The 23,409-nt window shown below is 60.6% G+C and carries 23 protein-coding genes; 12 read left to right on the top strand and 11 right to left on the bottom strand.

What is annotated here, in order from left to right; translation table 11 throughout:
* The first annotated feature begins 10 nt into the window (after positions 1 to 10).
* Positions 11 to 904, top strand: coding sequence for a LysR substrate-binding domain-containing protein (locus tag ACFWXH_RS12600; protein WP_379120589.1), 894 nt, complete (start codon positions 11 to 13; stop codon positions 902 to 904).
* Positions 905 to 956: 52 nt separating this feature from the next.
* On the opposite strand, the gene aztD is transcribed toward ACFWXH_RS12600, so the two are convergent.
* From aztD to aztA, 4 genes are all read right to left on the bottom strand, one after another.
* On the bottom strand, positions 957 to 2,165 hold the full coding sequence (aztD, locus tag ACFWXH_RS12605) for a zinc metallochaperone AztD (RefSeq protein WP_379120591.1): 1,209 nt from the start codon (positions 2,163 to 2,165) through the stop codon (positions 957 to 959).
* Between the two features lie 119 nt (positions 2,166 to 2,284).
* Entirely contained in the window at positions 2,285 to 3,226 is a 942-nt protein-coding gene (gene aztC / locus ACFWXH_RS12610) for a zinc ABC transporter substrate-binding protein AztC (RefSeq protein WP_379120593.1), read from the bottom strand.
* A gap of 19 nt (positions 3,227 to 3,245) precedes the next feature.
* A complete protein-coding gene (aztB, locus tag ACFWXH_RS12615) occupies positions 3,246 to 4,121 on the bottom strand; it encodes a zinc ABC transporter permease AztB (RefSeq protein WP_379120595.1) in 876 nt (291 codons plus the stop codon).
* Positions 4,118 to 4,936, bottom strand: a complete 819-nt coding sequence (gene aztA, locus ACFWXH_RS12620) for a zinc ABC transporter ATP-binding protein AztA (protein WP_379120597.1) — start codon at positions 4,934 to 4,936, stop codon at positions 4,118 to 4,120. The genes aztB and aztA overlap by 4 nt, the downstream gene beginning before the upstream one ends.
* 213 nt (positions 4,937 to 5,149) lie before the next feature.
* Here aztA and ACFWXH_RS12625 point away from each other — a divergent pair, with 213 nt between their 5' ends.
* Entirely contained in the window at positions 5,150 to 5,491 is a 342-nt protein-coding gene (locus tag ACFWXH_RS12625; protein WP_101936860.1) for a RidA family protein, read from the top strand.
* Positions 5,492 to 5,506: 15 nt separating this feature from the next.
* On the opposite strand, the gene ACFWXH_RS12630 is transcribed toward ACFWXH_RS12625, so the two are convergent.
* Positions 5,507 to 6,541 (bottom strand): alpha/beta hydrolase, encoded by a 1,035-nt coding sequence (locus ACFWXH_RS12630; RefSeq protein ID WP_379120599.1) that lies wholly within the window; start codon positions 6,539 to 6,541, stop codon positions 5,507 to 5,509.
* A gap of 81 nt (positions 6,542 to 6,622) precedes the next feature.
* Entirely contained in the window at positions 6,623 to 7,447 is an 825-nt protein-coding gene (locus tag ACFWXH_RS12635) for an SDR family NAD(P)-dependent oxidoreductase (protein WP_054311002.1), read from the bottom strand.
* A gap of 213 nt (positions 7,448 to 7,660) precedes the next feature.
* Between ACFWXH_RS12635 and ACFWXH_RS12640 the strand changes: the two genes are divergently transcribed.
* From ACFWXH_RS12640 to ACFWXH_RS12665, 6 genes are all read left to right on the top strand, one after another.
* Positions 7,661 to 8,695: a cysteine synthase A gene (locus ACFWXH_RS12640; RefSeq protein ID WP_379120601.1), complete on the top strand. Its 1,035-nt coding sequence runs from the start codon at positions 7,661 to 7,663 to the stop codon at positions 8,693 to 8,695.
* On the top strand, positions 8,695 to 9,438 hold the full coding sequence (locus tag ACFWXH_RS12645; protein WP_379120603.1) for an alanyl-tRNA editing protein: 744 nt from the start codon (positions 8,695 to 8,697) through the stop codon (positions 9,436 to 9,438). The genes ACFWXH_RS12640 and ACFWXH_RS12645 overlap by 1 nt, the downstream gene beginning before the upstream one ends.
* Before the next feature lie 133 nt (positions 9,439 to 9,571).
* The gene (gene sseA / locus ACFWXH_RS12650) at positions 9,572 to 10,426 is read left to right on the top strand and encodes a 3-mercaptopyruvate sulfurtransferase (RefSeq protein WP_379120605.1); all 855 of its coding nucleotides are present in this window, start codon (positions 9,572 to 9,574) and stop codon (positions 10,424 to 10,426) included.
* A gap of 4 nt (positions 10,427 to 10,430) precedes the next feature.
* A complete protein-coding gene (locus ACFWXH_RS12655) occupies positions 10,431 to 10,991 on the top strand; it encodes a GNAT family N-acetyltransferase (protein WP_379120607.1) in 561 nt (186 codons plus the stop codon).
* Positions 10,992 to 11,174: 183 nt separating this feature from the next.
* Entirely contained in the window at positions 11,175 to 11,732 is a 558-nt protein-coding gene (locus ACFWXH_RS12660) for an OmpA family protein (protein ID WP_379120609.1), read from the top strand.
* 117 nt (positions 11,733 to 11,849) lie between these two features.
* Positions 11,850 to 12,320 carry a DUF1203 domain-containing protein gene (locus tag ACFWXH_RS12665; RefSeq protein ID WP_379120611.1) on the top strand — a complete coding sequence of 157 codons (471 nt, stop codon included), beginning with the start codon at positions 11,850 to 11,852 and terminating at the stop codon, positions 12,318 to 12,320.
* A 305-nt stretch (positions 12,321 to 12,625) separates the two neighbouring features.
* Here the strand turns inward: ACFWXH_RS12665 and ACFWXH_RS12670 are convergent, their stop codons facing one another.
* The 5 genes from ACFWXH_RS12670 to ACFWXH_RS12690 form a co-directional block, all read right to left on the bottom strand.
* A complete protein-coding gene (locus ACFWXH_RS12670) occupies positions 12,626 to 13,417 on the bottom strand; it encodes a molybdopterin-binding protein (RefSeq protein ID WP_379120613.1) in 792 nt (263 codons plus the stop codon).
* A gap of 1 nt (position 13,418) precedes the next feature.
* Complete coding sequence (locus ACFWXH_RS12675; RefSeq protein WP_379120943.1) at positions 13,419 to 14,300, bottom strand: cytochrome b/b6 domain-containing protein; 882 nt, start codon at positions 14,298 to 14,300, stop codon at positions 13,419 to 13,421.
* A 109-nt stretch (positions 14,301 to 14,409) separates the two neighbouring features.
* On the bottom strand, positions 14,410 to 15,084 hold the full coding sequence (locus ACFWXH_RS12680; protein WP_379120616.1) for a DUF1345 domain-containing protein: 675 nt from the start codon (positions 15,082 to 15,084) through the stop codon (positions 14,410 to 14,412).
* A gap of 18 nt (positions 15,085 to 15,102) precedes the next feature.
* The gene (locus ACFWXH_RS12685; protein ID WP_054311219.1) at positions 15,103 to 15,567 is read right to left on the bottom strand and encodes a YaiI/YqxD family protein; all 465 of its coding nucleotides are present in this window, start codon (positions 15,565 to 15,567) and stop codon (positions 15,103 to 15,105) included.
* Between the two features lie 14 nt (positions 15,568 to 15,581).
* Positions 15,582 to 16,055, bottom strand: coding sequence for a GNAT family N-acetyltransferase (locus ACFWXH_RS12690; RefSeq protein WP_379120945.1), 474 nt, complete (start codon positions 16,053 to 16,055; stop codon positions 15,582 to 15,584).
* Between the two features lie 94 nt (positions 16,056 to 16,149).
* Here ACFWXH_RS12690 and ACFWXH_RS12695 point away from each other — a divergent pair, with 94 nt between their 5' ends.
* The 4 genes from ACFWXH_RS12695 (at position 16,150) to ACFWXH_RS12710 (ending at position 23,394) form a co-directional block, all read left to right on the top strand.
* Entirely contained in the window at positions 16,150 to 16,494 is a 345-nt protein-coding gene (locus tag ACFWXH_RS12695; RefSeq protein ID WP_379120618.1) for a cupin domain-containing protein, read from the top strand.
* A gap of 159 nt (positions 16,495 to 16,653) precedes the next feature.
* The gene (locus ACFWXH_RS12700) at positions 16,654 to 18,666 is read left to right on the top strand and encodes an acetyl-CoA carboxylase biotin carboxylase subunit (protein ID WP_379120620.1); all 2,013 of its coding nucleotides are present in this window, start codon (positions 16,654 to 16,656) and stop codon (positions 18,664 to 18,666) included.
* Positions 18,667 to 19,049: 383 nt separating this feature from the next.
* Positions 19,050 to 22,529 carry a DNA polymerase III subunit alpha gene (dnaE, locus tag ACFWXH_RS12705; protein ID WP_379120622.1) on the top strand — a complete coding sequence of 1,160 codons (3,480 nt, stop codon included), beginning with the start codon at positions 19,050 to 19,052 and terminating at the stop codon, positions 22,527 to 22,529.
* A gap of 61 nt (positions 22,530 to 22,590) precedes the next feature.
* The gene (locus tag ACFWXH_RS12710; protein ID WP_379120624.1) at positions 22,591 to 23,394 is read left to right on the top strand and encodes a potassium channel family protein; all 804 of its coding nucleotides are present in this window, start codon (positions 22,591 to 22,593) and stop codon (positions 23,392 to 23,394) included.
* Positions 23,395 to 23,409 lie beyond the last annotated feature (15 nt).

Consider the following 23,409-nt stretch of genomic DNA (forward strand, 5'->3'; position numbering starts at 1 on the left):
TTTTCGCACAATGCCGATCGACCTCAATCTGCTCGCCGCTTTCGCCGCCGTTGCCCGCCGCCGTAATTTCCGGGCAGCTGCCGTTGAACGCGGCGTGTCAGCCTCGACACTCAGCCAGCAGGTGCGCGATCTGGAGGCCGCGCTCGACCTGCGGCTGCTGAACCGCACGACACGCAGCGTCGCGCCGACTGAGGCTGGCACGCGGTTGCTCGAACGGCTGACGCCGGCGCTTGCCGACATCATATCGGCCGTCGATCATCTGCAGTCGGATAGTGACAGCCCCAACGGTACGCTGCGCATCAACGCTCCACAGCCGGCGATCGATCTTGTCCTTGCGCCCCTTCTCGGTCCGTTTCTCGAGGCGTTCCCCCGCATACGAGCGGAGATCGTCGCCGAGACGGCTTTTATCGACATCGTGTCTGCCGGGTTCGATGCAGGCGTGCGCTGGGGGGAAAGCCTGGCGCAGGACATGATCGCCATCCCGCTCAGTCCACCACAACGCTATGTCGTGGTGGCCACGCCATCCGTCGTCGCGGCAGGTGCGCCGATCCTGAAGCCGCGCGACCTGCTTGGGCGTCCCTGTATTCGCACGCAGTTTCCGAGCGGAATGAAACTGCCATGGGAATTCGAACGTGACGGCGTGCTCGAGAAGATCGAGCCGGAAGCCAGGCTGCTGTCCAGCAACATCACCTCGCAACGGCGCGCCTGCCTGGATGGCGTCGGTTTCTGGGCGACTTTCGAGGACTATGTGCGGCCGGATATCGAGGCTGGCCGTCTGGTCAGCGTGCTGGATGATTGGTTGCCGCCGTTTCCTGGCCCGTCTCTCTACTATCCTGGTCGCAGGCACGTGCCTGCGCCACTGCGCGCCTTTGTGGATTTCGTCAGGCGGCAGCGGCGCGGTTAGAGCGTTTCCGTGTTTCCTTGAAAAACGGAAACGCTCTAGCCTTGGGAGGAGGCTATTCGGTTGCGTGCGTTTCGCCTGAGCCTCCGACGGCCACGATATTGAAGGGCTTGCCGGCAAGCGGGATGTCGCCTGTCTTTGCGAAACTGGTTGCGTCAACGAGATGGAGCTGACCCTTCAACGGATCGGTAACGACGATACGGTCGCCTGCAACGGCGACGCGTGGCCGCGGATCGCTCCAATGGCCGTCCATCGAGTAGGGGTCGGTCAGCTTCACGGACTGCGTGATCTTGCCCGCGACGATGTCGACCTGATGGAGTTGGCCGTCTTCGGTGAACGCATAGGCGAAGCGAGGCCGGATCGGATCCACTGCAAAATGCACGCGTCGTGTCGGCAGGTCGACCAGCCGGAACATATCTTTGGCCGAAGGGTCGATAAGTGCCAGTCGGTCAGCGCCGTAGTTGCCGAGGAAATATTGCAGGCCCTTGCCACCGAGCAGCGTCGTCACCTTTCCGGACGGCAAGCTGGCAGGGTAGGCGATGTGCTCGATGGACGGCGCCTGATCTCCATCGCGAACCAGCAAGATACCACTCGCGCAAGCGAAGAGGAGAAGGTTGCCGGACGTCGCCTCGCCATGCAGGTCGGGACAAGTGTGGATGTCGCCGACCTGCTTGCTTGCATTGTCGACGGCACGGATGCCGACCGGCAGCTCGTCTGGCTTTTCCTTGTTGGGTTCCGACAACAGAACATAGTCACCATAGACCGCGGCAACGCCGTGATGCGGTGCCTCGGCCTTTATCTCGCGGACGCTCGTCCCACCTTCGAGAGCCGTTTTTTCGTCGAGGATCCGGGCGGCGCCTTCACCGTCGAAGAACAATGCGAATTCGCCGCCATGCTCGACGAAATGCGATGGCTTCGTTCCGGTGATCTCCGTTCCCGTCAGCTTGGGCGTCGTGACTTCGATATCTCCGTGATCGCCATGGTCCTCGAAGGTGATGCCGGTGGAGACGGCGGACACCGTGTCGGCTTTGCCTTGCACGGCAAACACGGTACGGCCGCTGTTGCTGCGATACAGCGAGGCTGGTCCTTTCACCGATAGCGTCTCGATCTTATTGCCGGTGAGGGCATCGATGACGTTGATGACCGGTTCGCTGTGATCCGAGACAAACAGGCGCCATGCGGTTTTTTCCTCCGCGAAGGACGAGGTTGTGGCCATACTCACAGCAAGCGCGGCGATCGAGGCCGCAGCCAAAAGGCGTCTCATGGAATTCTCCTGTAATGTTATCTAATAACATATCGGTGTCGAAAATAGGCGGAAGGGATACCTTCCGCCAGGAAAGTGATGCTGATCAGCTAGATCGATGGATACGTGAAAGTTACTCTCTAGCTGCCGAGGATGGCGCCTTTTATCTGTTCGATGTTGTTGCGCATCAGGTCGATGTAGGTCGCGGCCGGGCCATCAGCCTTCGACAGGGCGTCTGAATAGAGCGTGCCGCCTACCTTGACGTCCGTCTCGACCGAGATCTGTTCGATCAGGCGTGGGTTGCTGATGTTTTCGACAAAGATCGCCGCAGCCTTCTGCTGCTTAACCTGCTCGACCAGCTTGGCTACATCGGCCGCCGACGGCTCCGACTCGGTGGAAAGTCCCTGCGGAGCCAGGAAAGTCAGCCCATATTCGTGCTCGAAGTAGCCGAAGGCGTCGTGCGAGGTAATGACGATCCGCTTCTCCTGCGGGATAGCGGCAATCGCCTCGCGTACCTCCTTGTCCAGGGCATCGAGCTTTTCGGTATAGGCGGCGGCGTTGGCCTTGTAGGCGTCGCAGCCGGTGCTGTCGGCATTGCAGAAGGCATCGGCGATGTTCTTCACATAGACCTTGGCGTTCACGACCGACTGGAATGCATGCGGGTCGGTTGAGCCATGGTTGTGACCTTCATGGCTGCCTTCGGCTTCCTCGGCTTCGGCGAATTCCGGTTTGAAGTCGATCGGGGTGATGCCCTTGGTCAGTTCGACAATGCTTGCCTTGCTGGCGCTTGCCTCGACCAGGCGCTGCAGGAAGCCCTCGAAATGCAGGCCGTTGACGAGGACAAGCTTGGCGGAGGCCATAGAGACGGCGTCGGCCGGGCTTGGCTCGTAGACATGGGCGTCGCCATCCGGGCCGACCAGCGTCGTCACATCAACACGATCGCCACCGACATTCTTAGCGAAATCGCCGATAATCGAAAAGCTGGCGACGACCTTCAAAGGTTCGGCGAAGGCATGCCCCGCGGTGATGGTTGTTAATGTTATAACGCTCAACATCAGGGCGCGACGGATCGATTTAAGCATGGCCAACTCCTTTGAACGGTCAGGCGGTTCTGTGGCGATGGTGGACGAGGCGCGAGCGCAGCACGCCGCGCGGTCCAGCCAGGATGGAAGCGATATAGGCGGCGCCGGCAGAGAGGATGATGGCCGGGCCGGACGGCAGCGCTGCATGATAGGACAGCAGAAGTCCGGCAGCGCAGGAGGCAAAGCCGATCGCGACGGCGAGCACGCACATCGGTCCGACGCGCTGGCTCCAGAAACGGGCGGCGGCGGCGGGCAGGATCATCAGACCGACGGAGAGCAGGGTGCCAAGCGCCTGGAATCCTCCGACGAGGTTGAGCACCACGAGTCCAAGGAAAATGAAATGCACTGGGCTGCCCAGCCTGCTGACCGAACGCAGGAATAGCGGATCCAGGCATTCCGCGACGAGCGCTCGCCAGAAAACGAAAAGAGCGACCAGCGTGACCACGGCAATGCCGCCAATCAGGACCAGCGCCTCATTGTTGAGCGCCAGCACAGTACCGAACAGCACGTGCATCAGGTCGATGCTGGAGCCGCGGATCGAAACCATCAGCACGCCGATCGCCAGCGAGATCAGGTAGAAGGCCGCCATCGAAGCATCTTCGCGCTGAATGGAAAAGCGCGAAACCGCGCCGGCGCCGAGTGCGACGATGACGCCGGCGATCAGTCCGCCGATGGTCATCGGCAAGATTTCCAGCCCGTAGAACAGGAAACCGGCGGCAGCACCGGGCAGGATGGCATGCGCCATGGCGTCGCCGGAAAGGCTCATGCGCCGCAGCATCAGGAAGACGCCGACCGGGCATGCGCCGAGCGACAACATCAGTGAACCGGCCAAGGCTCGCTGCATGAAGGCGAAGTCGGCAAAGGGGGCAATGAAGAAGGCATAGAGCGAATTCACGATGCCACCCTCTGCCTGGTGGGATGGTCGTGGTCATGGTGTGCATGGTCGTGCCCATGATCGCTGTGGCCATGGTCATGACCGTCCGGCTCGCACCAAGGCGCGTCATCTTCCCAGGCTTCGTGGAACCTGCGGGCGCGCAGCATGTTTTCCGCACTCAATGTCGCCGACGTGTCGCCCCAGGCCACTGTGCGGCGCGCAAGCAGCAGCGTTTCGGGAAAGTTCTGCCGGACCAGCTCGAGGTCGTGCGCAACGACCATCACCGTGCGGTCTTCGCCGTGCCAGCGCTTGATCAACGCGATCAGGTCCCCAACCGTCTTGGCGTCAATGGCGTTGAACGGCTCGTCGAGCAGGATGAGATCGGCGTCCTGCACCAGCACGCGGGCGAACAGCGCACGCTGCAACTGGCCGCCGGAAAGTGTGTCCAACGCGCGGGGCTCAAATCCTTCAAGGCCGACCGCCATGAGCGCCTTGCTGACCGATGCGCGATCCTCCGCCGTGTGCCGGCTCAACAAGCCTCGGCGTGGCCAAAGGCCGAGCGAGACCAGATCGACGACGCGCGCGGGGAAACTGCGGTCGAGCTCGGACTGTTGCGGCAGATAGGCAATACGTACGCCGGGCATCTTGACGACGGCGCCAGCCATCGGCCGGAGCGCTCCGACGATGCCTTTCATAAGGGTCGACTTGCCTGAGCCATTGGCGCCGACAACGGCGGTCAGCGAACCCTTCTGGACAGTCCCGTTCAAGTGATGAACGGCGGGGTGGCTGCCATAGCCGAGGGTGAGGTCGCGAAAGGTGAGGGCGGCTTGGCTCATGGTAGTCCGTGCTCTTACGAAAGAGGTCGTATGTTATGTTATTACATGTGTCAACACGAACTGCGAAAAAAGCTGTAAAGTTCGCTGGAAGCGCAGCACGCTATGACAGCGGAGATGACTGATTGCGCCTGTGGCCGTATTCGTTGTCCTTGACCTTGTCGGGGGGCGAGGCGCTCTCTAAAGAAGCCTTTCCAATCAGGAAAGGACATATCCATGAGCGTTCGTCGCATCGATGTCGGCCCCCGCATGAGCCAGGTGGTCATCCACGGCAATACCGCCTATCTCGCCGGTCAGGTCGGCGAGGGCAAGACCGTCGGCGAACAGACCAAGGACATCCTGGCGACCGTCGATGCATTGCTCGCAAAGGCCGGCACTGACAAGACCAAGATCCTGCAGGCGATCATCTGGCTCTCCGACATGAGCACCTTCGCTGAGATGAACAAGGAGTGGGATGCCTGGGTGCCGCAGGGCAACACGCCGGCCCGCGCCACTGGCGAGGCCAAGCTGGCCGGCCCGCAGTACCTGGTCGAGATCATCATCACCGCCGCTATCTGAGGCGGCGCCGGAGTCTTATTGTTTTGGAGCGTCGGCCTTCGTCGACGCTCCACCCGGGTGCATGGCGGGCGGCACGTCGTCCATCAAAGCCTTTACCCAGACGACAATCCGCTGGGCGATGAAATCGGTCGTGCCGGGCGACAGCACGTTACCGGCGATGACGTGGTTGTCGGGGTCCCCGCTGTTGTCGACAGGCACCTCTTCATGCAGGGCACCCCAGCGCGAGGCGATCTCGCGTGTCCGCTCCGGACGCACCACTTTGTCATCGTTTGAGAAGATGAAAAGTGCGGGCACCTTGGCATCCCCGACCGGCGCCCGATAGGCGAGTTCGGTCAACGCGGCCATCGGCAGCAGCGCCGTGGTGGGATAGCGCCAGGTCCAGTACTTTTCCTGCAGCGCGTTGCGTGGCACGAACGAACGTTCCTTGCCGATGATCAACTCTGCCAGCTGCTTGCCCCATGGCCATAACAGCATCTCGGCGCCGGAAGCCTGTACGCCGTAGTTTGGTGAGAGGAGCGCCATGCCGATGACATCCTTCGAGGCGTCCGGTTGGCTCGCTGCCCAGGTCGCGAGCGAAGCGCCTGTGGAGGTCGCGATGACAATTACCTTGTCACCGATTGTCCGGCCGATGGCGAGCGCTTCCTCATAGTCGTTGATCCATGCATTGACGTTGCCTTCAGCCATGGCCGGACCATCCTGGCCGTGGCCGGTCAGGCGCGTGTAGAACAGGTTGGCGTCGAGTTCTTCCGCCACCTTGTCGGCCAGTGGACGGGTTTCTTCCTTGGAGGCCGAGAAGCCATGAATATAGACCACGGCAAGCGGCGTCTTGGCTTGAATCATCGGGTTGGCCCAGACGATCTCCTTTTCCAGCCCGTCACGGATGTTGGATACCTTGGCTTCCTCGCGAATGAGATAAGCCTGTGGATCGTCGCCGATCTTCGACGGGTCGAAGCGGATTTTGGTGTCGATCGGTACGCGCGGCCCCAACAAAGCCGCCAGGGCGATCAGGATGATCAGGCCCAGGAACATCACCGCGATACGGCGCCCCATGACAAACTCCAGAACGATCGGCGCAAACTATTGTGGTGGCTGACTGCAGGCAACGGGTGGGCGGGATGCCTGAACACGTCCCTAGATGGGTTGGCGTGGCTTGCGGCCGAAACTCAACGGCCTGTCGCCCCATCCTGTCATCCGGTTGAGGAACCAGTGGCGAAGCGGATGCGGCAGCATGCCGAGCACCTTGAGACACAATGTGAAACGGCGTGGGAAGGTGATCTCGAAACCACCCGTCTCAATGCCTCGCATCATCCTGTCGGCGGCACAGGTCGAGGAAATGATTGCCGGCAGGCGAACGCCGTTCTTCTGCGTCATCGGCGTGTCGATGAAACCGGGGTTCATCACCTGGACCCGGATGTTCAGCTTGTCGAGATCGAATTTCAGCGACTGCGCCATGACATTGATGGCGGCCTTCGTGGCGCCGTAGGCGGCTGTTGTCGGCCAGCCGAAATAGGCGCTGATCGAGCCAACCATGACGATATGACCGCGGCCATGCTTGCGCATGAACTTCACTGTCGGCACGAGCCCATGCACGATGCCCATCACGTTGACATCGAAGGTGCGGCGGAATTTGCGCACCGACAGGTTGTCGCCGGCAACCTGCGTGTAGCTGCCGGCGTTGAAGACGGCGAGCACGATCGGGCCGAGATCGGCCTCTATGGCGACGACGGTGTCGGCCATGCCTTGTTCATCGGTGACATCGCATGGAAAGGCAACGATGCGGCCGGGCAGGGAAGCCGTTTCCGTGATCAGCAGGCCGATATGGTCTTCCTCGCGGGCGGTGACCGCCACGATGAAGCCTTTCGACGCCAATTCCTTCGCAAGTTCCCTGCCGATGCCGGAACTGCCCCCGGTGATCCAGGCAACGCCGTCTTTCGGGTTGGCCCGATAGAGTGTCATTCAGTGTCCCGAAAGCTCTTTCAATGGGTCATCTAGCCGTGCGGAAGTCGAAAGGAAAGCATGTTCTTGGATGCCCACTATTTTAGTTTGGACTGATGTTTTCGTTCATTCGTCAGGTTGCAATGGCGGATGCAACTGGTCCAGGTCAATTCGAGCCTTGAAACGGCAAGCCAGCGTTTCTAGGGTTCCTCGCTGACACGAGAAGGATTCCCCATGCACCGTTCGGTGATTGACGCCATCGGCAATACGCCGCTGATCCGCCTCAACCGCGCCTCGGAAGAGACCGGCTGCGAGATATTGGGCAAAGCCGAGTTCATGAACCCCGGTCAGTCGGTCAAGGACCGCGCCGGGCTTTTCATCATCCGCGATGCGGAGCAACGCGGTCTTCTGAAACCGGGCGGTGTCATTGTCGAGGGCACAGCCGGTAACACCGGCATCGGGCTCACCTTGGTCGCCAAGGCGCTCGGCTATCGCACGGTCATCGTCATTCCGGACACGCAAAGCCAGGAGAAGAAGGATACCATCCGGCTGCTTGGCGCCGAATTGATCGAGGTTCCGGCGGTCCCATACAAGAACCCCAACAACTATGTGAAACTTTCCGGTCGCCTCGCCGAACAGATGGCGAAAAGCGAGCCGAACGGTGCGATCTGGGCCAATCAGTTCGACAATGTCGCCAATCGCGATGGCCATATCCGCACCACCGCGGAGGAGATCTGGGCGCAGACCGGCGGCAAGGTCCACGGTTTCGTTTCCGCCGTTGGTTCTGGCGGCACGCTGGCCGGCGTGGCCGCCGGCCTCAAGGGCAAGAGCAAGGACGTCAAGATCGCGCTGGCCGATCCCCTGGGGGCGGCGCTCTTTTCCTTCTATACCAACGGTGAACTGAAGGCCGAAGGCAGTTCGATCACAGAGGGCATCGGGCAGGGGCGTATTACAGCCAACCTCGATGGGTTCACGCCGGACTTTTCCTTCCAGATTCCGGACGAGGAGGCTTTGCCGATCGTTTTCGACCTGATCCAGGAAGAGGGGCTGTGCGTCGGTGGTTCGACCGGCATCAACATTGCCGGCGCCATTCGCCTGGCCCGCGAACTCGGACCCGGTCATACCATCGTGACCATCCTGTGCGACTACGGCACGCGCTACCAGTCGAAACTGTTCAATCCGGAATTCCTGCGCAGCAAGAACCTGCCGACACCGGACTGGATGGAGGCGGTGAGCACCATCCCTGTGCCGTTCGAGCAGGTGGCATAATGGCCTTCAAGACCGAGGCGCTGTTTCGCGACGATTCCTATCTGAGGGATCTCGAAGCGACCGTGGTTGCCATCAACGATCGCGGCGGCATCATCCTCGACCGTACCGTCTTTTACGCGACGTCTGGCGGCCAGCCTGGCGACACCGGTCATTTCGAACGGGCGGATGGCAGCCGCGTTGCGATCGCCGCCACGGTGACGGGGGAGACCAAGGACGAGATCATCCACGTTCCGGCACCAGGCCAGCCGGAACCGGCTGTCGGTGAAAAGCTGAAAGCCGTCATCGACTGGGACCGCCGCTACCTGCTCATGCGCATGCATGCGGCCTGCCATCTGCTCAGCGTCGTGTGCCCGTTTCCCATTACCGGCGCGGCCGTTGCCGAAGACGATTCGCGTGTCGATTTCGATATTCCCGAGACCGGTTATTCCAAGGAAGAGGTGACGGCAAAGCTGATGGAACTGGTACGGGCGGACCACCCCATTTCCGTCGAGTGGATCACCGACGAGCAACTGGCCGCCAATCCCGGCCTGGTGAAGTCGAAGAATGTGCGCCCGCCGAGCGGCACCGGTCGCATCCGCCTCGTGCTGATCGGCGAGGGCGCCTCGGTGGATAGCCAGCCTTGCGGCGGCACCCATGTTGCCCGTACTGGCGAAGTCGGCGAGATTCATATCGGCAAGATCGAAAAGAAAGGCCGCGAGAACCGGCGCTTCCGCATCCGGTTCGGGCCTTTACCTGCCGCCTGATCGAGCCGGTGCGAGAGCATGACCCCTGAAAAGTTGCAGATTTTTCGGGCAAGATTATACGACGAAACAAGTAGATGGAGCGGTATGCTGATGTATCTCGATCGCATTCCGCTCTAACATCTGGGAGAACAGCATGGCCGAGGACAGCCCCTTTACTGTCGACGCGGACTGGCTTGAGCAGCGGCTCGGCCAGCCGGGTCTGTCGATTATCGACGCCTCCTGGTATCTGCCCGCGCAGAAGCGGGACGCCCGCAGCGAATATGACGCGGCGCATATTCCTGGTGCCGTCTTTCTCGATCAGGATGCTGTGTCCGACCAGGATTCGCCGCTGCCGCACACCCTGGCTTCGCCGCGTGACTTCGCCCAGTATGTCGGAACGATGGGCATTTCGGCCGACGACACGATCGTCGTTTATGATGGTCCTGGCTTTTTTTCAGCGCCGCGTGCGTGGTGGATGTTCCGTGTCATGGGTGTATTCCAGACCTACATCCTCGACGGCGGCTTCGATCGCTGGAAGGCCGAAGGGCATCCGGTGACGGCTGAACCGACCAAGATCGCGCCCGGTATCTTCCATGCCGATTTCGACGCGTCCCGGGTGGCCTCGCTCGAAGACGTGCGTCGCATCGTCGCCGGCGGCGAAAGCCAGATCGCGGATGCCCGTTCGCCAGGCCGTTTCGCCGGTGCCGAGCCAGAGCCGCGCGCCGGCGTGCGTGCAGGCCATATGCCTGGCGCGCATAACCTGCCTTACAGCGTACTTTCGGAAAACGGCGTGCTGCTGCCGAAGTCGAAATTGCGTGAGATTGTCGAACAGGCCGGGATCGACCTGTCGAAACCGGTCGTCACTTCATGTGGCTCCGGCGTCACGGCTGCCGTCATCACGTTGGCGCTGGAAACGCTCGGCCATACCGACAACCGGCTCTATGACGGCTCCTGGACGGAGTGGGGCGGTCTGCTGGACACGCCGGTCGAGACAGGCAAGGGCCGTTAAGCACATGAGTGCCGACGATCAGGATCGGATCGACGTCACGGTGACGTTCCTCGAGATGAACGTGCCGCCGACCTACTATCCGCCGCTGCCCTACAACCGGCAGATCGCGCTTTTGAAGACTCGGATGATCCCGCTGCATTTCTATCGTTATCTGCAGGATCGTGTCGGGCGCAAATGGCATTGGGTCAACGTGCTCAAGCTTGACGACGAGGAATTGGCCGCCGGCTTGCACCGCGAGGATCGCGACATCCGTGTGCTCTATCTCGACGGCGCACCGGCAGGCTTCTTCGACATCAAGCCACATCTGCCGGGAGAAGCCGAACTCGCCTATTTCGGCATGATGGAGCATGCGACAGGGCAAGGCATCGGTCGCTGGTTCCTGGGTGCGGCGATCGAGGCTTGCTGGTCGCATGGGCCGAAGCGGATAACCGTGCAAACCTGCACGCTCGACCATCCGGCCGCGTTGCCGCTTTACCAGAAACTCGGCTTCAATCCGGTGGCGCAGAAGAAGGAAGTCGTGCGGCCGATGTCTTTCGTCGAGCGATCGGCCAGCGTCATGCGTTAAAGCGTTTCCGTTGTTCACGGACGCTCCAATTTTTGTTTTTGCGCAATTCCGGACGGAAAACCGCGCACACTTTTCCTGGAATTGCTCGGGGGCTGCTGAACAGCGCGTTCATGCCGGCTTCAGACTGGCTCTGCCATGGTACGGACAACATCGATCCGGCCATAATTTTCTCAGGAGCCAAGCATGATCTCTCGCCGTACCGTCGCCGCTGCGATGATGGCTTCGATTGCGTTGCCAAGCCTCGCCTTCGCGCAGGCACAGACACCGTCTGCCGCGCAGATCGAACGCAAGCTGGAAGCGGCACCGCGCATGAAGCTGCGCTCCAACGAGCGCGTCACCATCCGTGAATTCAAGCGCCGGCCTGATCTGCGTCGCATGGCGCCGTCTATCGACATTCAATCCATCAATTTCGCCTTCGGGTCGGCTGCGATTGAGCCATCGCAATACCGGAAGGTCGAGATCATCGCCGACGGCCTGCGCCGTATCTTGCGCCGCGATCCTGATGCCCGTGTGCTCATTGAGGGTCACACCGACGCCGTGGGTTCATTTGCCTCGAACCAGGCGTTGTCGGAACGACGTGCGTCCTCGCTGAAGCGGGCCCTTGTGCGCGAATTCGGTGTGCCGGGCTATGCGCTGGAGACAGTCGGTTATGGCGAGGAATTCCTCCTGGTGCCGACCGAAAACGAGAATTGGCGCAATCGCCGTGTCACACTGCGCCGCTTCGACGATTTCATCCGCTAAGGGCTTTCTGAAGAAAATCGACGACCTCGTTTGAGGTCGCTCGAAAGGCAGGTTTCGGGTGGGAAGCGCCTGTCGGCGATCATAGGCTGCGGTCACGAAAACCGGAGATCCGAACTCATGACCGTCCTGTTCAAAGCTTTGCCGACCGCAACCGTGAAGGCACTGCAAAAAGGTGGGCCAGACGCCTACGGCCATATACCAGAACGCAGGATTTCTGACGGTGATGGCGTACCGTGCCGGCACTGCCTGAAGAATGTCCCGGCCGGCGAGGCATATCTGATCCTCGCCTATCGGCCATTCCCAGAGCTGCAACCCTACGCCGAGACCGGACCGATCTTTTTGCATGCCGAGGAATGCGAACGCGCCGAGGAGGCGGTGACCATTCCGGAATTGTTCCTGGAAACCGCGGACTACATCGTACGTGGATACAGCGCCGACAATCGTATCGTTTACGGAACGGGCGCCGTGGTGCCGACGCCGGAGATCGCCGAGCGGGCGCGAATGCTTCTGGAGCGCGAGGATGTCGCCTATCTGCATATGCGTTCGGCGCGCAACAACTGCTTTCAGTGCCGGATGGAACGAGGCTGAATCTAGAGCAATTCCAGGAAAAATGTTTACGGTTTTCCGTCCGGAATTGCGTAAAAACAAAGAGTTAGAGCGTTTCTGCGTTTCCGTGAAAACGGAAATGCTCTAATGTAACGAATGCTTAACCAAAATCGGCCGAAGATCGCGCCAGCTTGTCACCTAGTTGTTGTATTGAGTGGCTATAAGACAAGCGTCGAAGGATTTCATCGACCGCGGATGGACCGGCGGTGAATTTTTCGGCGGACGAGGAAGCGGGGTTTCAACCCCGCTTTTTTGTTTTCTGCCGCAATGCTGGCGGGCTGCAGGGGTCAGATGCCGCCATACCAGTCATAGCCGTTGTCTTCCCAGTAGCCACCACGGCCGCCGCCGAAATTAGTGAAGGAATCCACCAGTTCGATGCGCTGGATGTATTTCGGCATCTTGTAGCCGAGTTGGCGTTCGACCCGCACGCGCAGCGGTGCGCCGTTCTCCACGGGCAGTGGCTTGCCGTTGAGGCCATACGCCAGAATGGTCTGCGGATGGCGCGCGTCGATCAGATCGATGGAGCCATAATATTTGATGTCGCCAGAGAGATTGCGGTCGATGGTATCGAGGCAATGAAACATCACGTAACGCGCCTGCGGCTTCACCACGGCCTGGTCGAGCACCAGTGAGAGAGGCGTTCCAGTCCATTTGGCAATGCAGCTCCAGCCCTCGACACAGTCGTGGCGGGTGATCTGGGTACGGCTCGGCATGGCAGTCAGTTGCTCGCGTGTCAGCGACAACGGCTTTTCCACGAGACCGGAGACCTCAAGTCGCCAGTCGGCGAAGTTGTTTGTGAGCAGGCCCTTATAGGTATCGTCGTCAGGAGCAGTGATACCGTTCGGCCGCATTGGCTGGCGGATATCGGCCTCGGTGAATTCCGGCGCCAGTGTGTCGCGTCCAGCCAGCAGGCGTTGCGCCCGGTAGGTCAGGCCGTTCGCCCCTTCCAGGAAATTGCGCAGGCCATCACCCATGCCGAGCTGGTCGTCGAAGGCATCGCAGCCGGAAAGCATGATGCCGGATGCTCCGAGGCCGGCAGCGGTCAGGAATTTGCGACGGTTGATTTGGAACTTGGCCATATTACTCGCTCCGTCCGGTCGCATCTGTCCCGCCGCCAGGCGGATCGGTCCGGTACCAACCGGTGATGATGGATCTCAGTTCGTTGATCGGCCCTGCAGCGAGGATCATCACCATGTGCACGAGAAAGAACAGGACGAGCAGCACCATGACCGTGAAGTGGATGGTGCGCGCCGTTTGCCGCCCACCAAGAACTTCGTTGAGGAAAGGCAAGACCGCGTTCATGCTGGGTGACATGGCAAGGCCGGTCAGGATCATCAGCGGCAGAAGACCGAACAGCACGCCTCCGTAGGCAAGTTTTTGCAGGGTGTTGTAGCGGCCGGTGTGATGGAAACGCAGTCGGACGTGGTCGGCAACGTCGCGAGGCAAGTTGCGGATGTCGGCGGAACGCGGTGCGAGATCACGCCGAATGTGGCCGTTGAACAGCCCCGCAAGCAGCCAGATGAGCAGTGTCGCGCTCAAGGCCCAGGCAAAGAAGAAGTGGATGACTCGTGCGGTGCCAAGATCGTAGTAGGACGGGACGGTGGCCCAGGATGGGAACGCGCGTGCACGTTCGTTGCCGGGTGGTCCCGACCAGCCGAGAACGCCTGTGGTATCGAAACGATATCCGAGGACTTCGGTGAATCCGCGCGGACCTCGATCCGTATCCTCGGCGCCGATCCTCAGGATCGTGTTGTTGTAGCCGAAACCCGATTCCTTGCCGATGTAGAGCTGCGGCCGGGCATTGAAAATCTGCAGGCCGCTGAGCAGCAGGAAGAACAAGGCAAGAGCCCAGATCCAGTGTGTCAGTCGGGTCCAGCGATTCTGCCGATAGACGAGCGGGCCTTTTCCTGACCGGCCTGCCTGGACTTCTTCGCTTTCGTCGATGCTGGCAATCGCGTCCATGCCCGGCCCCTTCTGCCGCATGATACGGCTCGCGAGTGGTTTTCGCATGGTAATACGAGCCTCAGCCTCGTCTTGTTTCACGCCATCACGATTTTGTGCGCGGCTCGCGTCAGTTACCGAGCGTGACGGCGACATTGACGGCCGCCGCCACGATGACCGTGTTGAACAGGAAGGTGATCAGCGAATGCAGGATCACCAGCTTGCGCATGCGGGTTGTGGTGACACCGGTGTCCGCAGTTTGCGCGGTCATGCCGATGACGATGGCGAAGTAGAAGAAATCCCAGCCCTGGGGTGGCTTGTCGCCGGGAAAATCGAGACCACCAACCGGCTGGCGCACCGGTCTGCCCTTTGCATCGCGCACTTCGTCGTCGTCACGCCAATAGACATGGGCATAGTGAAACGCCGCCATGGTGTGGATCGTCAGCCAGCCGAGCGGCAGCGAGATCAGCGATGTCAGCAGTTCCGCCGATGAATGCTTGTGGTCGTCATTGACGATCAGGAAGAGCGAGCCGACAACAACGGCGATGACCGCAACGGTAACGGCAAAGATAATGAAGACCGGTAGATCATCGACACGCGCTTTGCGTCGAAGATGCTCCGCCGTCAGATAGGGCATGCGTGCCAGCATCAGCACGATATAGACAAGGAAGAAGGCGTCCGCGCCGATCGAATACGCGATCGCGAGTTGGAATTGCCGCGCTACCGCCAGCGCAATGAGCCCCACGCATGCCGCCGCCGCGAAAGGCAGCAGGCGGTTCGTGGATTTGCCAATCAATAGTTTCATGACCGCAACCTGCTGGCTTCAGCTTGGTGCTGCCGATTTGAGCGCGCGTCGCAAGATTCGGTCAAGCTCACCCAGGAAACGCGAGCGATCCTGCGGGGTGAAGCCGGCATTGTAACCCTTGCTCTCACCGGTCTCGCGCAGGTGCTGTTTCAAATCACGCATCGCGACCGCCATGCCGATCGTTTCAGGTGTGAAGGGGCGTCCGGTCGGCCCGAGCACATGGGCATCGAGCGCGACGGCCCGTGCGGCGAGCGGGATATCGGCGGTAATGACGACATCGTTCGGTGCAGCATTCTCGACGATCCAGTCGTCCGCGGCATCCGCGCCTTTGCTGACGACCACGTTGCGGATCATCGGATCTCTCGACGGGCGTAGCCCGCCGTTCGAGACGAACGTGACGGCGACACCGTGTCGTTCGGCAACCTTGATCACCTCGTCTTTCACCGGACAGGCGTCGGCGTCGACATAGATTGAGACTGTCATGGGCGTGGTCGTGGTCACTTGGCTGCTGCTGTCAATCTGCGTTCCATATCGATATGCGGGATGTCGTCTTCCAGATAATCCTCCGAAACGGCCATGAAGCCGAACGCTTCATAGAAGCGTTGCAGATGGCTCTGGGCCGAGAGCACGATCGGATGACCGGAAAAGAGCCGTTCGCACGCTGCGATCGTCTCTGTCATCAACGTATCCCCCAGGCGTTTGCCACGATGAGTTGGCGATACCACGACCCGGCCGATCACGACCGGATCGGCTGCATGAGACGGTTTGCCGATGCGGGCGCAGGCCAGCAATTCACCATCGGTCAACAGGCGCAGATGCAAGGTCTCCGGATCTTTACCGTCGAGTTCAGGGTAGGGGCATTTCTGTTCGACCACGAAGACGTCGGTCCGCATCTTGAGCATCGTATAAAGTTCTCTTGGCGAGAATTCATCGAGCGTGCGCACGTCAATGCTGTAACCGGCTTCAGTCATCAAACCATTCCGATGTTGCTGGAGTCCCTGGGCAATGTTCCGGCACGCGAGATCTTGGTCTAAGGTCGGCGCCGGCAAACGAGACGGAGCGACCATGGCACATGTGATCGAGCGCGAGCAATGGGTTGAAAAGCCGGATGTCCTGCATGGGGAATTCCAAGCCGGAGCCTATGGTGCGGAGGTCTCCGTGATCTTCTACAGTTCCGACCAGATCGGTGACGGACCGAAATTGCACAAACATCCCTATGCGGAGGTCTTCGTCGTCAGGGAAGGGCGGGGATCGTTCACCATCGGGGACAAGACAATCGAAGCAACGGCCGGGCAGATCCTGGTCGTTCCTGCTGATGTTCCACATAAATTCTCCAACCTTGGTCCTGGACGTTTCGAGAGCACCGACGTCCATCTTGCCGGCGCCTTCATTACCGAATGGCTGGAGTAGACGGCCGAATACGGCGGCCGCACGACGATGATCTCGAAGACCGGCTTGCGGATATCGCCGGTCTTCAACTTTCGAACACCGGCTTAGCAAATGACTGCGGCTTGAGCAGGCGCTCCGGACTCCATAAAAGGTAAGGACTTAGCGGAGGACGCGGCATCCATGTTCAAGAAGATCCTGATCGCCAACCGCGGCGAGATTGCCTGCCGTGTCATCAAGACGGCGCGCAGGATGGGAATCGCCACCGTGGCGGTCTATTCGGATGCCGATCGGGATGCCGTTCATGTCGAGATGGCGGATGAAGCGGTTCATATCGGTCCGGCGCCGGCCGCGCAGAGTTATCTGGTCGCGGACAGGATCATCGAAGCTTGCAAGGAGACCGGCGCCGAAGCGGTGCATCCCGGTTACGGTTTCCTCTCGGAACGGGCGTCTTTTTGTGAAGCGCTGGAAGCGCAAGGCATCATCTTCATCGGCCCCAAGCCCAAGGCGATCAACGCCATGGGCGACAAGATCGAATCGAAGAAATTCGCCAATGCCGCCAAGGTTTCGACGGTTCCTGGGTTCCTGGGCGTCATCGAAAACGCGGATCATGCCGAGCGCATCGCCGGCGAAATCGGCTATCCGGTGATGATCAAGGCCTCCGCCGGTGGCGGCGGCAAGGGCATGCGCATCGCCTGGACGAAAGAAGAGGTGCGCGACGGCTACGATCGCGCCCGCTCGGAAGCCAAGAGCTCCTTCGGAGACGACCGTGTCTTCATCGAGAAGTTCGTCGTCGATCCACGCCATATCGAGATCCAGGTCCTTGCCGACGGACATGGCAATGCCGTCTATCTCGGCGAGCGTGAATGTTCGATCCAGCGCCGCAATCAGAAGGTGGTCGAGGAGGCACCGTCGCCTTTCCTCGACGAGAAAACCAGAAAGGCCATGGGCGAGCAGTCGGTGGCGCTGGCAAAGGCGGTCGACTATCAGAGTGCCGGCACTGTCGAGTTCATCGTCGACAAGGACAAAAATTTCTATTTCCTTGAAATGAATACCCGATTGCAGGTTGAGCATCCGGTGACGGAGTTGATAACCGGCATCGATCTGGTCGAGCAGATGATCCGCGTCGCTGCCGGGGAAAAACTGGCTTTTGGCCAGGGCAATGTGAAGCTGAACGGCTGGGCGGTCGAAAGCCGGCTTTATGCCGAAGATCCGTATCGCAATTTCCTGCCGTCGATTGGCCGCCTGACGCGCTATCAGCCACCGGAAGAAGGTCGCTTCGGCGACGTTGTCGTGCGTAACGACACCGGTGTCACGGAAGGCTCCGAAATCTCGATGTTCTACGATCCGATGATCGCCAAGCTCTGTACCTGGGCACCGACACGCATCGAGGCGATCGATGCCATGTCGGAAGCGTTGGACGAGTTCGTGGTTGACGGTATCGAGCACAATCTGCCGTTCCTTTCGGCATTGATGCAGCACCCGCGCTGGCGGGAAGGGCGGCTTTCCACGGGGTTCATTGCCGAGGAATATCCGGACGGATTCGCGCCGATCGCGCCAAATTCCGAAGACAAGGCCGTGCTGGCGGCTATCGCGACAGCGGTGGAACTGTTGCGCCGCGACCGGCTCGACCGCCTCAGCGGCCGGTTGGCACCGCATTCCGGCGCACTCAAGCGCGACTGGGTGGTGAAACTAGGGGAGGACTATCTGTCGGCGACGGTGCTCGAAGGCATGATCTCCATTCCGATGGAGCTTGACCTGTCGATTGAAGGGGGCAAGGCGCTTACGGTGATGTCAGACTGGCGGCCGGGCGAATCGGTGTGGCGCGGCGCGATTGGCAAGCAGAAGATCGCCGCGCAGTTGCGGCCTTTGCCGAACGGTACTCGTGTCGCCTGGAAAGGGATGTCGGTCTCAGCGCAGGCTATGTTGCCGCAGACGGCAGCGCTGGAGCGGTTGATGCCGGTGAAGCTGCCGCCCGACACTTCGAAGCTGCTGCTGTGCCCGATGCCTGGGCTCGTCGTCTCGATCGCAGTCGTCGAGGGGCAAGAGGTGAAAGCCGGAGAGACACTGGCTGTGGTGGAGGCAATGAAGATGGAAAACGTGTTGCGCGCGGAGCGCGACCTGACCATTGCCAGGCTGAATGCAAAGCCGGGCGACAGCCTCGCCGTCGATGCGGTCATCATGGAATTTGCGTGAAGCAGGATTGGCCCAGCAAACGCTTGGAGCGCCCGCTGGGTCATCTCGTCAGGCTACCAGTTGGTCCGCTCGCCGTCAGGCACGACATAAACACAGGCCCGGGCAAGCATCCCCCGCGTTGGGTAAACCAATAGCTTACGAGGGTGATCGTGGCAGGATCGCGTTCGGAATACTGTGAAGCATTTCACACGGGCTGATATGAGTGCCCGTATTACCCGTGCCCGAGGGTCTTTTCTGTGGTCGAGGGGTCGACCCGGAGGATGGATGTGGCGAGGCGCGGATCGGCTGATTAGATTGGGTGAGGCAGACCAAGATTCGTTGGCCAGATCGGTTGAGCAGTGACAAACGAAGTCAGAATACGCGATCCTCTCAAACGCGAGGCAATGGCCCCAAAAAGGGAAGAAATTCCCGCGCGCCCGTTCATTCACCTGCGGGTTCATTCGGCCTATTCGTTGCTGGAAGGCGCCCTGCAACTTGGTCCAATCGTTGGTCACGCCATCAAGGACCAGGCACCGGCTATCGCTGTCACCGACACCAACAACCTGTTCGGAGCGCTGGAGTTCGCACAGAAGGCGGTGAAAGACGGCATCCAGCCGATCATGGGCAGCCAGATCGACCTGGCCTTTTGCGGTGAGAGCAATGATGGACAACGCGACCGTCGCAAGCAGGGGCCTGATCTACGCCCCGTCGTGCTTATCGCCGCAAACGAGGATGGCTATGCCAATCTGGTGCGGCTGATCAGCCGGGCCTATCTGGAGACGCCTTCCGGTGAGCCGGTGCATGTCACGACCGACATGGTTGCGGAAGTTGTCGAAGGCGTCATCTGTTTGACCGGTGGGCCGCGTGGCCCGATCGGCGCAGCCTTGCGCGACGACCGCAAGGATCTGGCCGAGGCTCGACTGCTGACCCTCAAGGCCCTGTTCGGCGACCGGCTCTATGTCGAACTGGAACGCATGGCGGGCTATGATCGCGGTATAGAGCACGCCACCGTCGAACTTGCCTATCGCCACGACTTGCCGCTGGTGGCGACCAACGAGGCGTTTTTCTCGTCGCGTGACGATTTCGAAGCGCATGATGCGTTGATCGCCATCGCGGAAGGTTCGGTGATCGCGGCCGACGAGCGCCGCCGGCTGACGCCTGACAATTATCTGAAGACCCAGGCAGAGATGGCGCGGCTGTTCGCTGACCTGCCCGAAGCGATCGACAACACGATCGAGATCGCGCAGCGCTGCTCTTACTATCCGAAGAACCGCAAGCCAATTCTGCCAAGGTTTGCCGGCGCCGATGTGGCCGATGCTGAAGCCGCCGAGAGGGCCGAGGCCGAGGAACTGGCGCGGCAGGCCCGAGACGGGCTTGCGAGGCGCTTCGCAGAGCGCGGCCTTTGTGGAGGCTTTACGGAGGAGCAGTATCGCGAGCGGCTGGAGTTCGAGATCGGCATCATCCAGCGCATGAAGTTTCCCGGCTACTTCCTGATCGTGTCGGACTTCATCAAATGGGCGAAACAGCATGACATTCCCGTCGGCCCGGGGCGCGGTTCCGGCGCCGGCTCGCTGGTCGCCTACGCACTCCTCATCACCGACGTTGATCCGTTGCAATTCTCGCTGCTGTTCGAGCGCTTCCTCAATCCCGATCGTGTCTCGATGCCGGACTTCGACATCGACTTCTGCCAGGATCGCCGCGAAGAGGTGATCCGCTACGTGCAGGGCAAATACGGCCGAGACCAGGTCGGTCAGATCATCACTTTCGGTACGCTGCAGGCCCGCGCCGTCCTGCGTGACGTCGGCCGCGTGTTGCAAATGCCCTATGGCCAGGTCGACCGGCTCTGCAAGATGGTGCCGCAGAATCCGGCCAATCCGGTGAAGCTGGCGGATGCCATTGCCAATGAGCCGCGTTTCGCCGAGGAGGCGGAAAAGGAGCCGATCGTCAACACGCTGCTCGAGATGGCGCAGAAGCTGGAAGGGCTTTACCGTCATGCCTCAACGCACGCCGCCGGCATCGTCATCGGCGACCGTCCGCTGTCGGAACTGGTGCCGATGTACCGCGATCCGCGCTCGGACATGCCGGTCACGCAGTTCAACATGAAGAAGGTCGAGGACGCCGGGCTGGTGAAGTTCGACTTCCTCGGCCTGAAGACGCTGACGGTGCTGGATAAGGCGGTGAAGCTGATACGCCGCCGCGGCGTCGACATCGATCTTGCCACGATCCCGATCGACGATCAGCAGACCTACGCCATGCTGTCGCGCGGTGAGGTCGTCGGCGTGTTCCAGGTTGAAAGTGCCGGCATGCGCAAGGCGCTGATCGGCATGCGGCCCGACCGTATCGAGGACATCATCGCACTGGTGGCGCTCTATCGGCCGGGCCCGATGGAGAACATCCCGACCTACAATGCGCGCAAGCATGGCGAAGAGGAGATCGCATCGATCCATCCCAAGATCGATCACCTGGTTAGGGAGACGCAGGGCGTCATCGTCTACCAGGAACAGGTGATGCAGATCGCGCAGGAGCTTGCCGGCTACACGCTCGGCCAGGCCGACCTGCTGCGCCGCGCCATGGGCAAGAAGATCCGTGCCGAAATGGACAAGCAGCGCGATATCTTCGTTGCCGGCGCCGTCGAGCGCGGTGTCGCCAAGCCGCAGGCTGATTTCATTTTCGACCTGCTGGCAAAGTTCGCCGACTATGGCTTCAACAAATCGCACGCTGCCGCCTACGCCATCGTTTCCTACCAGACCGCCTATCTCAAGGCGCATTACCCGGTGGAATTCCTGGCAGCATCGATGACGCTCGATATGTCGAACACCGACAAGCTGGCGGATTTCCGCCAGGATGCGATGCGGCTGGGCATCGAGGTGGTAGCACCTTCGGTTCTGACCAGCTTCCGCGATTTCGAGGTGGGCGAAAACAAGATTTTCTACTCACTCGCTGCACTGAAGGGCGTCGGCGATGCCGCCGTCGAGCACATCGTCGAAAAGCGCAAGGATGGGCCCTTCAAGAATCTCGCCGACTTCTGTGAGCGCATCGACCCCAAGATCGTCGGCAAGCGCGTCTTCGAAAGCCTGATCATGGCCGGTGCGCTCGACTGTTTCGGGCACGATCGCGCACAGATGATCGCTGGCGTCGAGCGCATGATGGGGCTGGCCGCGCTGGCGCAGCAGAATGCCACCTCGGGACAGGCAGACATCTTCGGAGCCTCGTTGGGCGCGCAGTCTCAGGCGCTCAATTTGCCGGTGACCGAACCGTGGTTACCGGCGGACCGCCTGCACCGCGAATTCCAGGTGGTCGGCTTCTACCTGTCGGCGCATCCGCTTGATGAATACAAGGCAGCGCTCCAGAAGATGCGGGTGCAGAACTGGGCGGAATTCTCGGCCGCCGTGAAGCGTGGCGCCTCCGCTGGCCGGCTTGCCGGAACGGTCACGGCCAAGCAGGAACGCAAGACCCGCACCGGCAACAAGATGGGCGTCGTCAATTTCTCCGACATGACGGGTCAATACGAGGCCGTGATGTTCTCGGAAACGCTCGCGCAATATCGGGATATGCTGGAAGCCGGCAAATCCGTCGTCATCACCGTTGCGGCGGAAGACAGGCCGGAAGGCGTCAATCTGCGCATCCAGACAGTGCAATCGCTGGAAGACGAGGCGAGCCGTATCCAGAAAGCGCTTCGCATTTTTCTGCGCGATGTCAGCCCGCTCAACACGTTGGCCGGCCAGCTTACGGTAAAAGGCGAGGGACAGGTTTCCTTCGTGCTGATCAAGGATGATGGGCAAGGCGAAGTCGAAATCGAACTGCCAAATCGTTACCGCATATCGCCTCAGGTGGCTTCGGCCATGCGAGCCGTACCGGGAGTCATCGAAGTCGAACTCGTATAGGCGCGCAAAACCGATCTGGAAAACGCTGGACGAGCGACGTGGCTGACGTTACCCGATAGCAATGGCAGCTGAAGCGAAGCCTGAAGCCACGAACGGTTCTTCTCTGGCGAGACTGCGTGATCGCCTGCGCCGGCTCTATCACGGCCGCTCGCCAGAAGCGGTTCGCTTCCAGGCCATGGTGGTCCTGATCGACCTTGTCATCATCGCCTTCTTCATCGCAACACCGCTGCTGCAGAACTCCGCGTCCTTCCTATGGCTGGATTATGCCGTGGCCGTGCTTGTCGCCGCCGACCTTCTGGCGCGCCTGCTTGCTTCGACGGATATGCTGCGTCTGATGCGGCAGCCGACGACCTGGGTTGATATCTTCATCCTGCTTACGCTGTTGTTCCCGACGGCGCTCGCCAACCTCAGCTTCCTGCGCATCCTGAGACTTTGGTCGCTGTCGCGCAGCGGCGTGTTGTGGCGGCATTTTGGTTCTGGCCGGTTCCTGGCATGGCGTGAAACCACGCAGGCCGTCATCAATCTGCTGACGTTCCTGTTCGTCGTAACCGGTTTCGTCTACACTTTCTTCTTCCGGCAGGCTTCCGGCCTTGCTGGCTATGTCGATGCGCTCTATTTCACGGTGGCGACAGTGACGACCACCGGCTTCGGCGATATCGTGCTGCCGGGTATCGCCGGCAAACTCACCGCTATCGTCACCATGATTACCGGTATCTCGCTGTTTGTACGGCTGGCTCAAGCTGTATTCCGCCCGGCCAAAGTGCTGTTTCCTTGCCCACAATGCGGGTTACAGCGCCATGAGCCCGATGCCGTGCACTGCAAGGCTTGCGGTCATATCCTCAATATACCGGATGAAGGCGACTGACAGCGCTGACACAAA

Source organism: Mesorhizobium sp. NPDC059054, assembly GCF_042739215.1.
In the GTDB taxonomy this organism is placed as follows: domain Bacteria; phylum Pseudomonadota; class Alphaproteobacteria; order Rhizobiales; family Rhizobiaceae; genus Mesorhizobium.

Excerpts from the sequence above, each read along its gene's own strand:
- ACFWXH_RS12600 (WP_379120589.1), top strand. The coding sequence starts at position 11 with ATGCCGATCGACCTCAATCTGCTCGCCGCTTTCGCCGCCGTTGCCCGC.
- aztD (WP_379120591.1), bottom strand. The coding sequence starts at position 2,165 with ATGAGACGCCTTTTGGCTGCGGCCTCGATCGCCGCGCTTGCTGTGAGT.
- aztC (WP_379120593.1), bottom strand. The coding sequence starts at position 3,226 with ATGCTTAAATCGATCCGTCGCGCCCTGATGTTGAGCGTTATAACATTA.
- aztA (WP_379120597.1), bottom strand. The coding sequence starts at position 4,936 with ATGAGCCAAGCCGCCCTCACCTTTCGCGACCTCACCCTCGGCTATGGC.
- ACFWXH_RS12625 (WP_101936860.1), top strand. The coding sequence starts at position 5,150 with ATGAGCGTTCGTCGCATCGATGTCGGCCCCCGCATGAGCCAGGTGGTC.
- ACFWXH_RS12630 (WP_379120599.1), bottom strand. The coding sequence starts at position 6,541 with ATGGGGCGCCGTATCGCGGTGATGTTCCTGGGCCTGATCATCCTGATC.
- ACFWXH_RS12635 (WP_054311002.1), bottom strand. The coding sequence starts at position 7,447 with ATGACACTCTATCGGGCCAACCCGAAAGACGGCGTTGCCTGGATCACC.
- ACFWXH_RS12640 (WP_379120601.1), top strand. The coding sequence starts at position 7,661 with ATGCACCGTTCGGTGATTGACGCCATCGGCAATACGCCGCTGATCCGC.
- ACFWXH_RS12645 (WP_379120603.1), top strand. The coding sequence starts at position 8,695 with ATGGCCTTCAAGACCGAGGCGCTGTTTCGCGACGATTCCTATCTGAGG.
- sseA (WP_379120605.1), top strand. The coding sequence starts at position 9,572 with ATGGCCGAGGACAGCCCCTTTACTGTCGACGCGGACTGGCTTGAGCAG.
- ACFWXH_RS12655 (WP_379120607.1), top strand. The coding sequence starts at position 10,431 with ATGAGTGCCGACGATCAGGATCGGATCGACGTCACGGTGACGTTCCTC.
- ACFWXH_RS12660 (WP_379120609.1), top strand. The coding sequence starts at position 11,175 with ATGATCTCTCGCCGTACCGTCGCCGCTGCGATGATGGCTTCGATTGCG.
- ACFWXH_RS12665 (WP_379120611.1), top strand. The coding sequence starts at position 11,850 with ATGACCGTCCTGTTCAAAGCTTTGCCGACCGCAACCGTGAAGGCACTG.
- ACFWXH_RS12670 (WP_379120613.1), bottom strand. The coding sequence starts at position 13,417 with ATGGCCAAGTTCCAAATCAACCGTCGCAAATTCCTGACCGCTGCCGGC.
- ACFWXH_RS12675 (WP_379120943.1), bottom strand. The coding sequence starts at position 14,300 with ATGGACGCGATTGCCAGCATCGACGAAAGCGAAGAAGTCCAGGCAGGC.
- ACFWXH_RS12680 (WP_379120616.1), bottom strand. The coding sequence starts at position 15,084 with ATGAAACTATTGATTGGCAAATCCACGAACCGCCTGCTGCCTTTCGCG.
- ACFWXH_RS12685 (WP_054311219.1), bottom strand. The coding sequence starts at position 15,567 with ATGACAGTCTCAATCTATGTCGACGCCGACGCCTGTCCGGTGAAAGAC.
- ACFWXH_RS12690 (WP_379120945.1), bottom strand. The coding sequence starts at position 16,055 with ATGACTGAAGCCGGTTACAGCATTGACGTGCGCACGCTCGATGAATTC.
- ACFWXH_RS12695 (WP_379120618.1), top strand. The coding sequence starts at position 16,150 with ATGGCACATGTGATCGAGCGCGAGCAATGGGTTGAAAAGCCGGATGTC.
- ACFWXH_RS12700 (WP_379120620.1), top strand. The coding sequence starts at position 16,654 with ATGTTCAAGAAGATCCTGATCGCCAACCGCGGCGAGATTGCCTGCCGT.
- dnaE (WP_379120622.1), top strand. The coding sequence starts at position 19,050 with ATGGCCCCAAAAAGGGAAGAAATTCCCGCGCGCCCGTTCATTCACCTG.
- ACFWXH_RS12710 (WP_379120624.1), top strand. The coding sequence starts at position 22,591 with ATGGCAGCTGAAGCGAAGCCTGAAGCCACGAACGGTTCTTCTCTGGCG.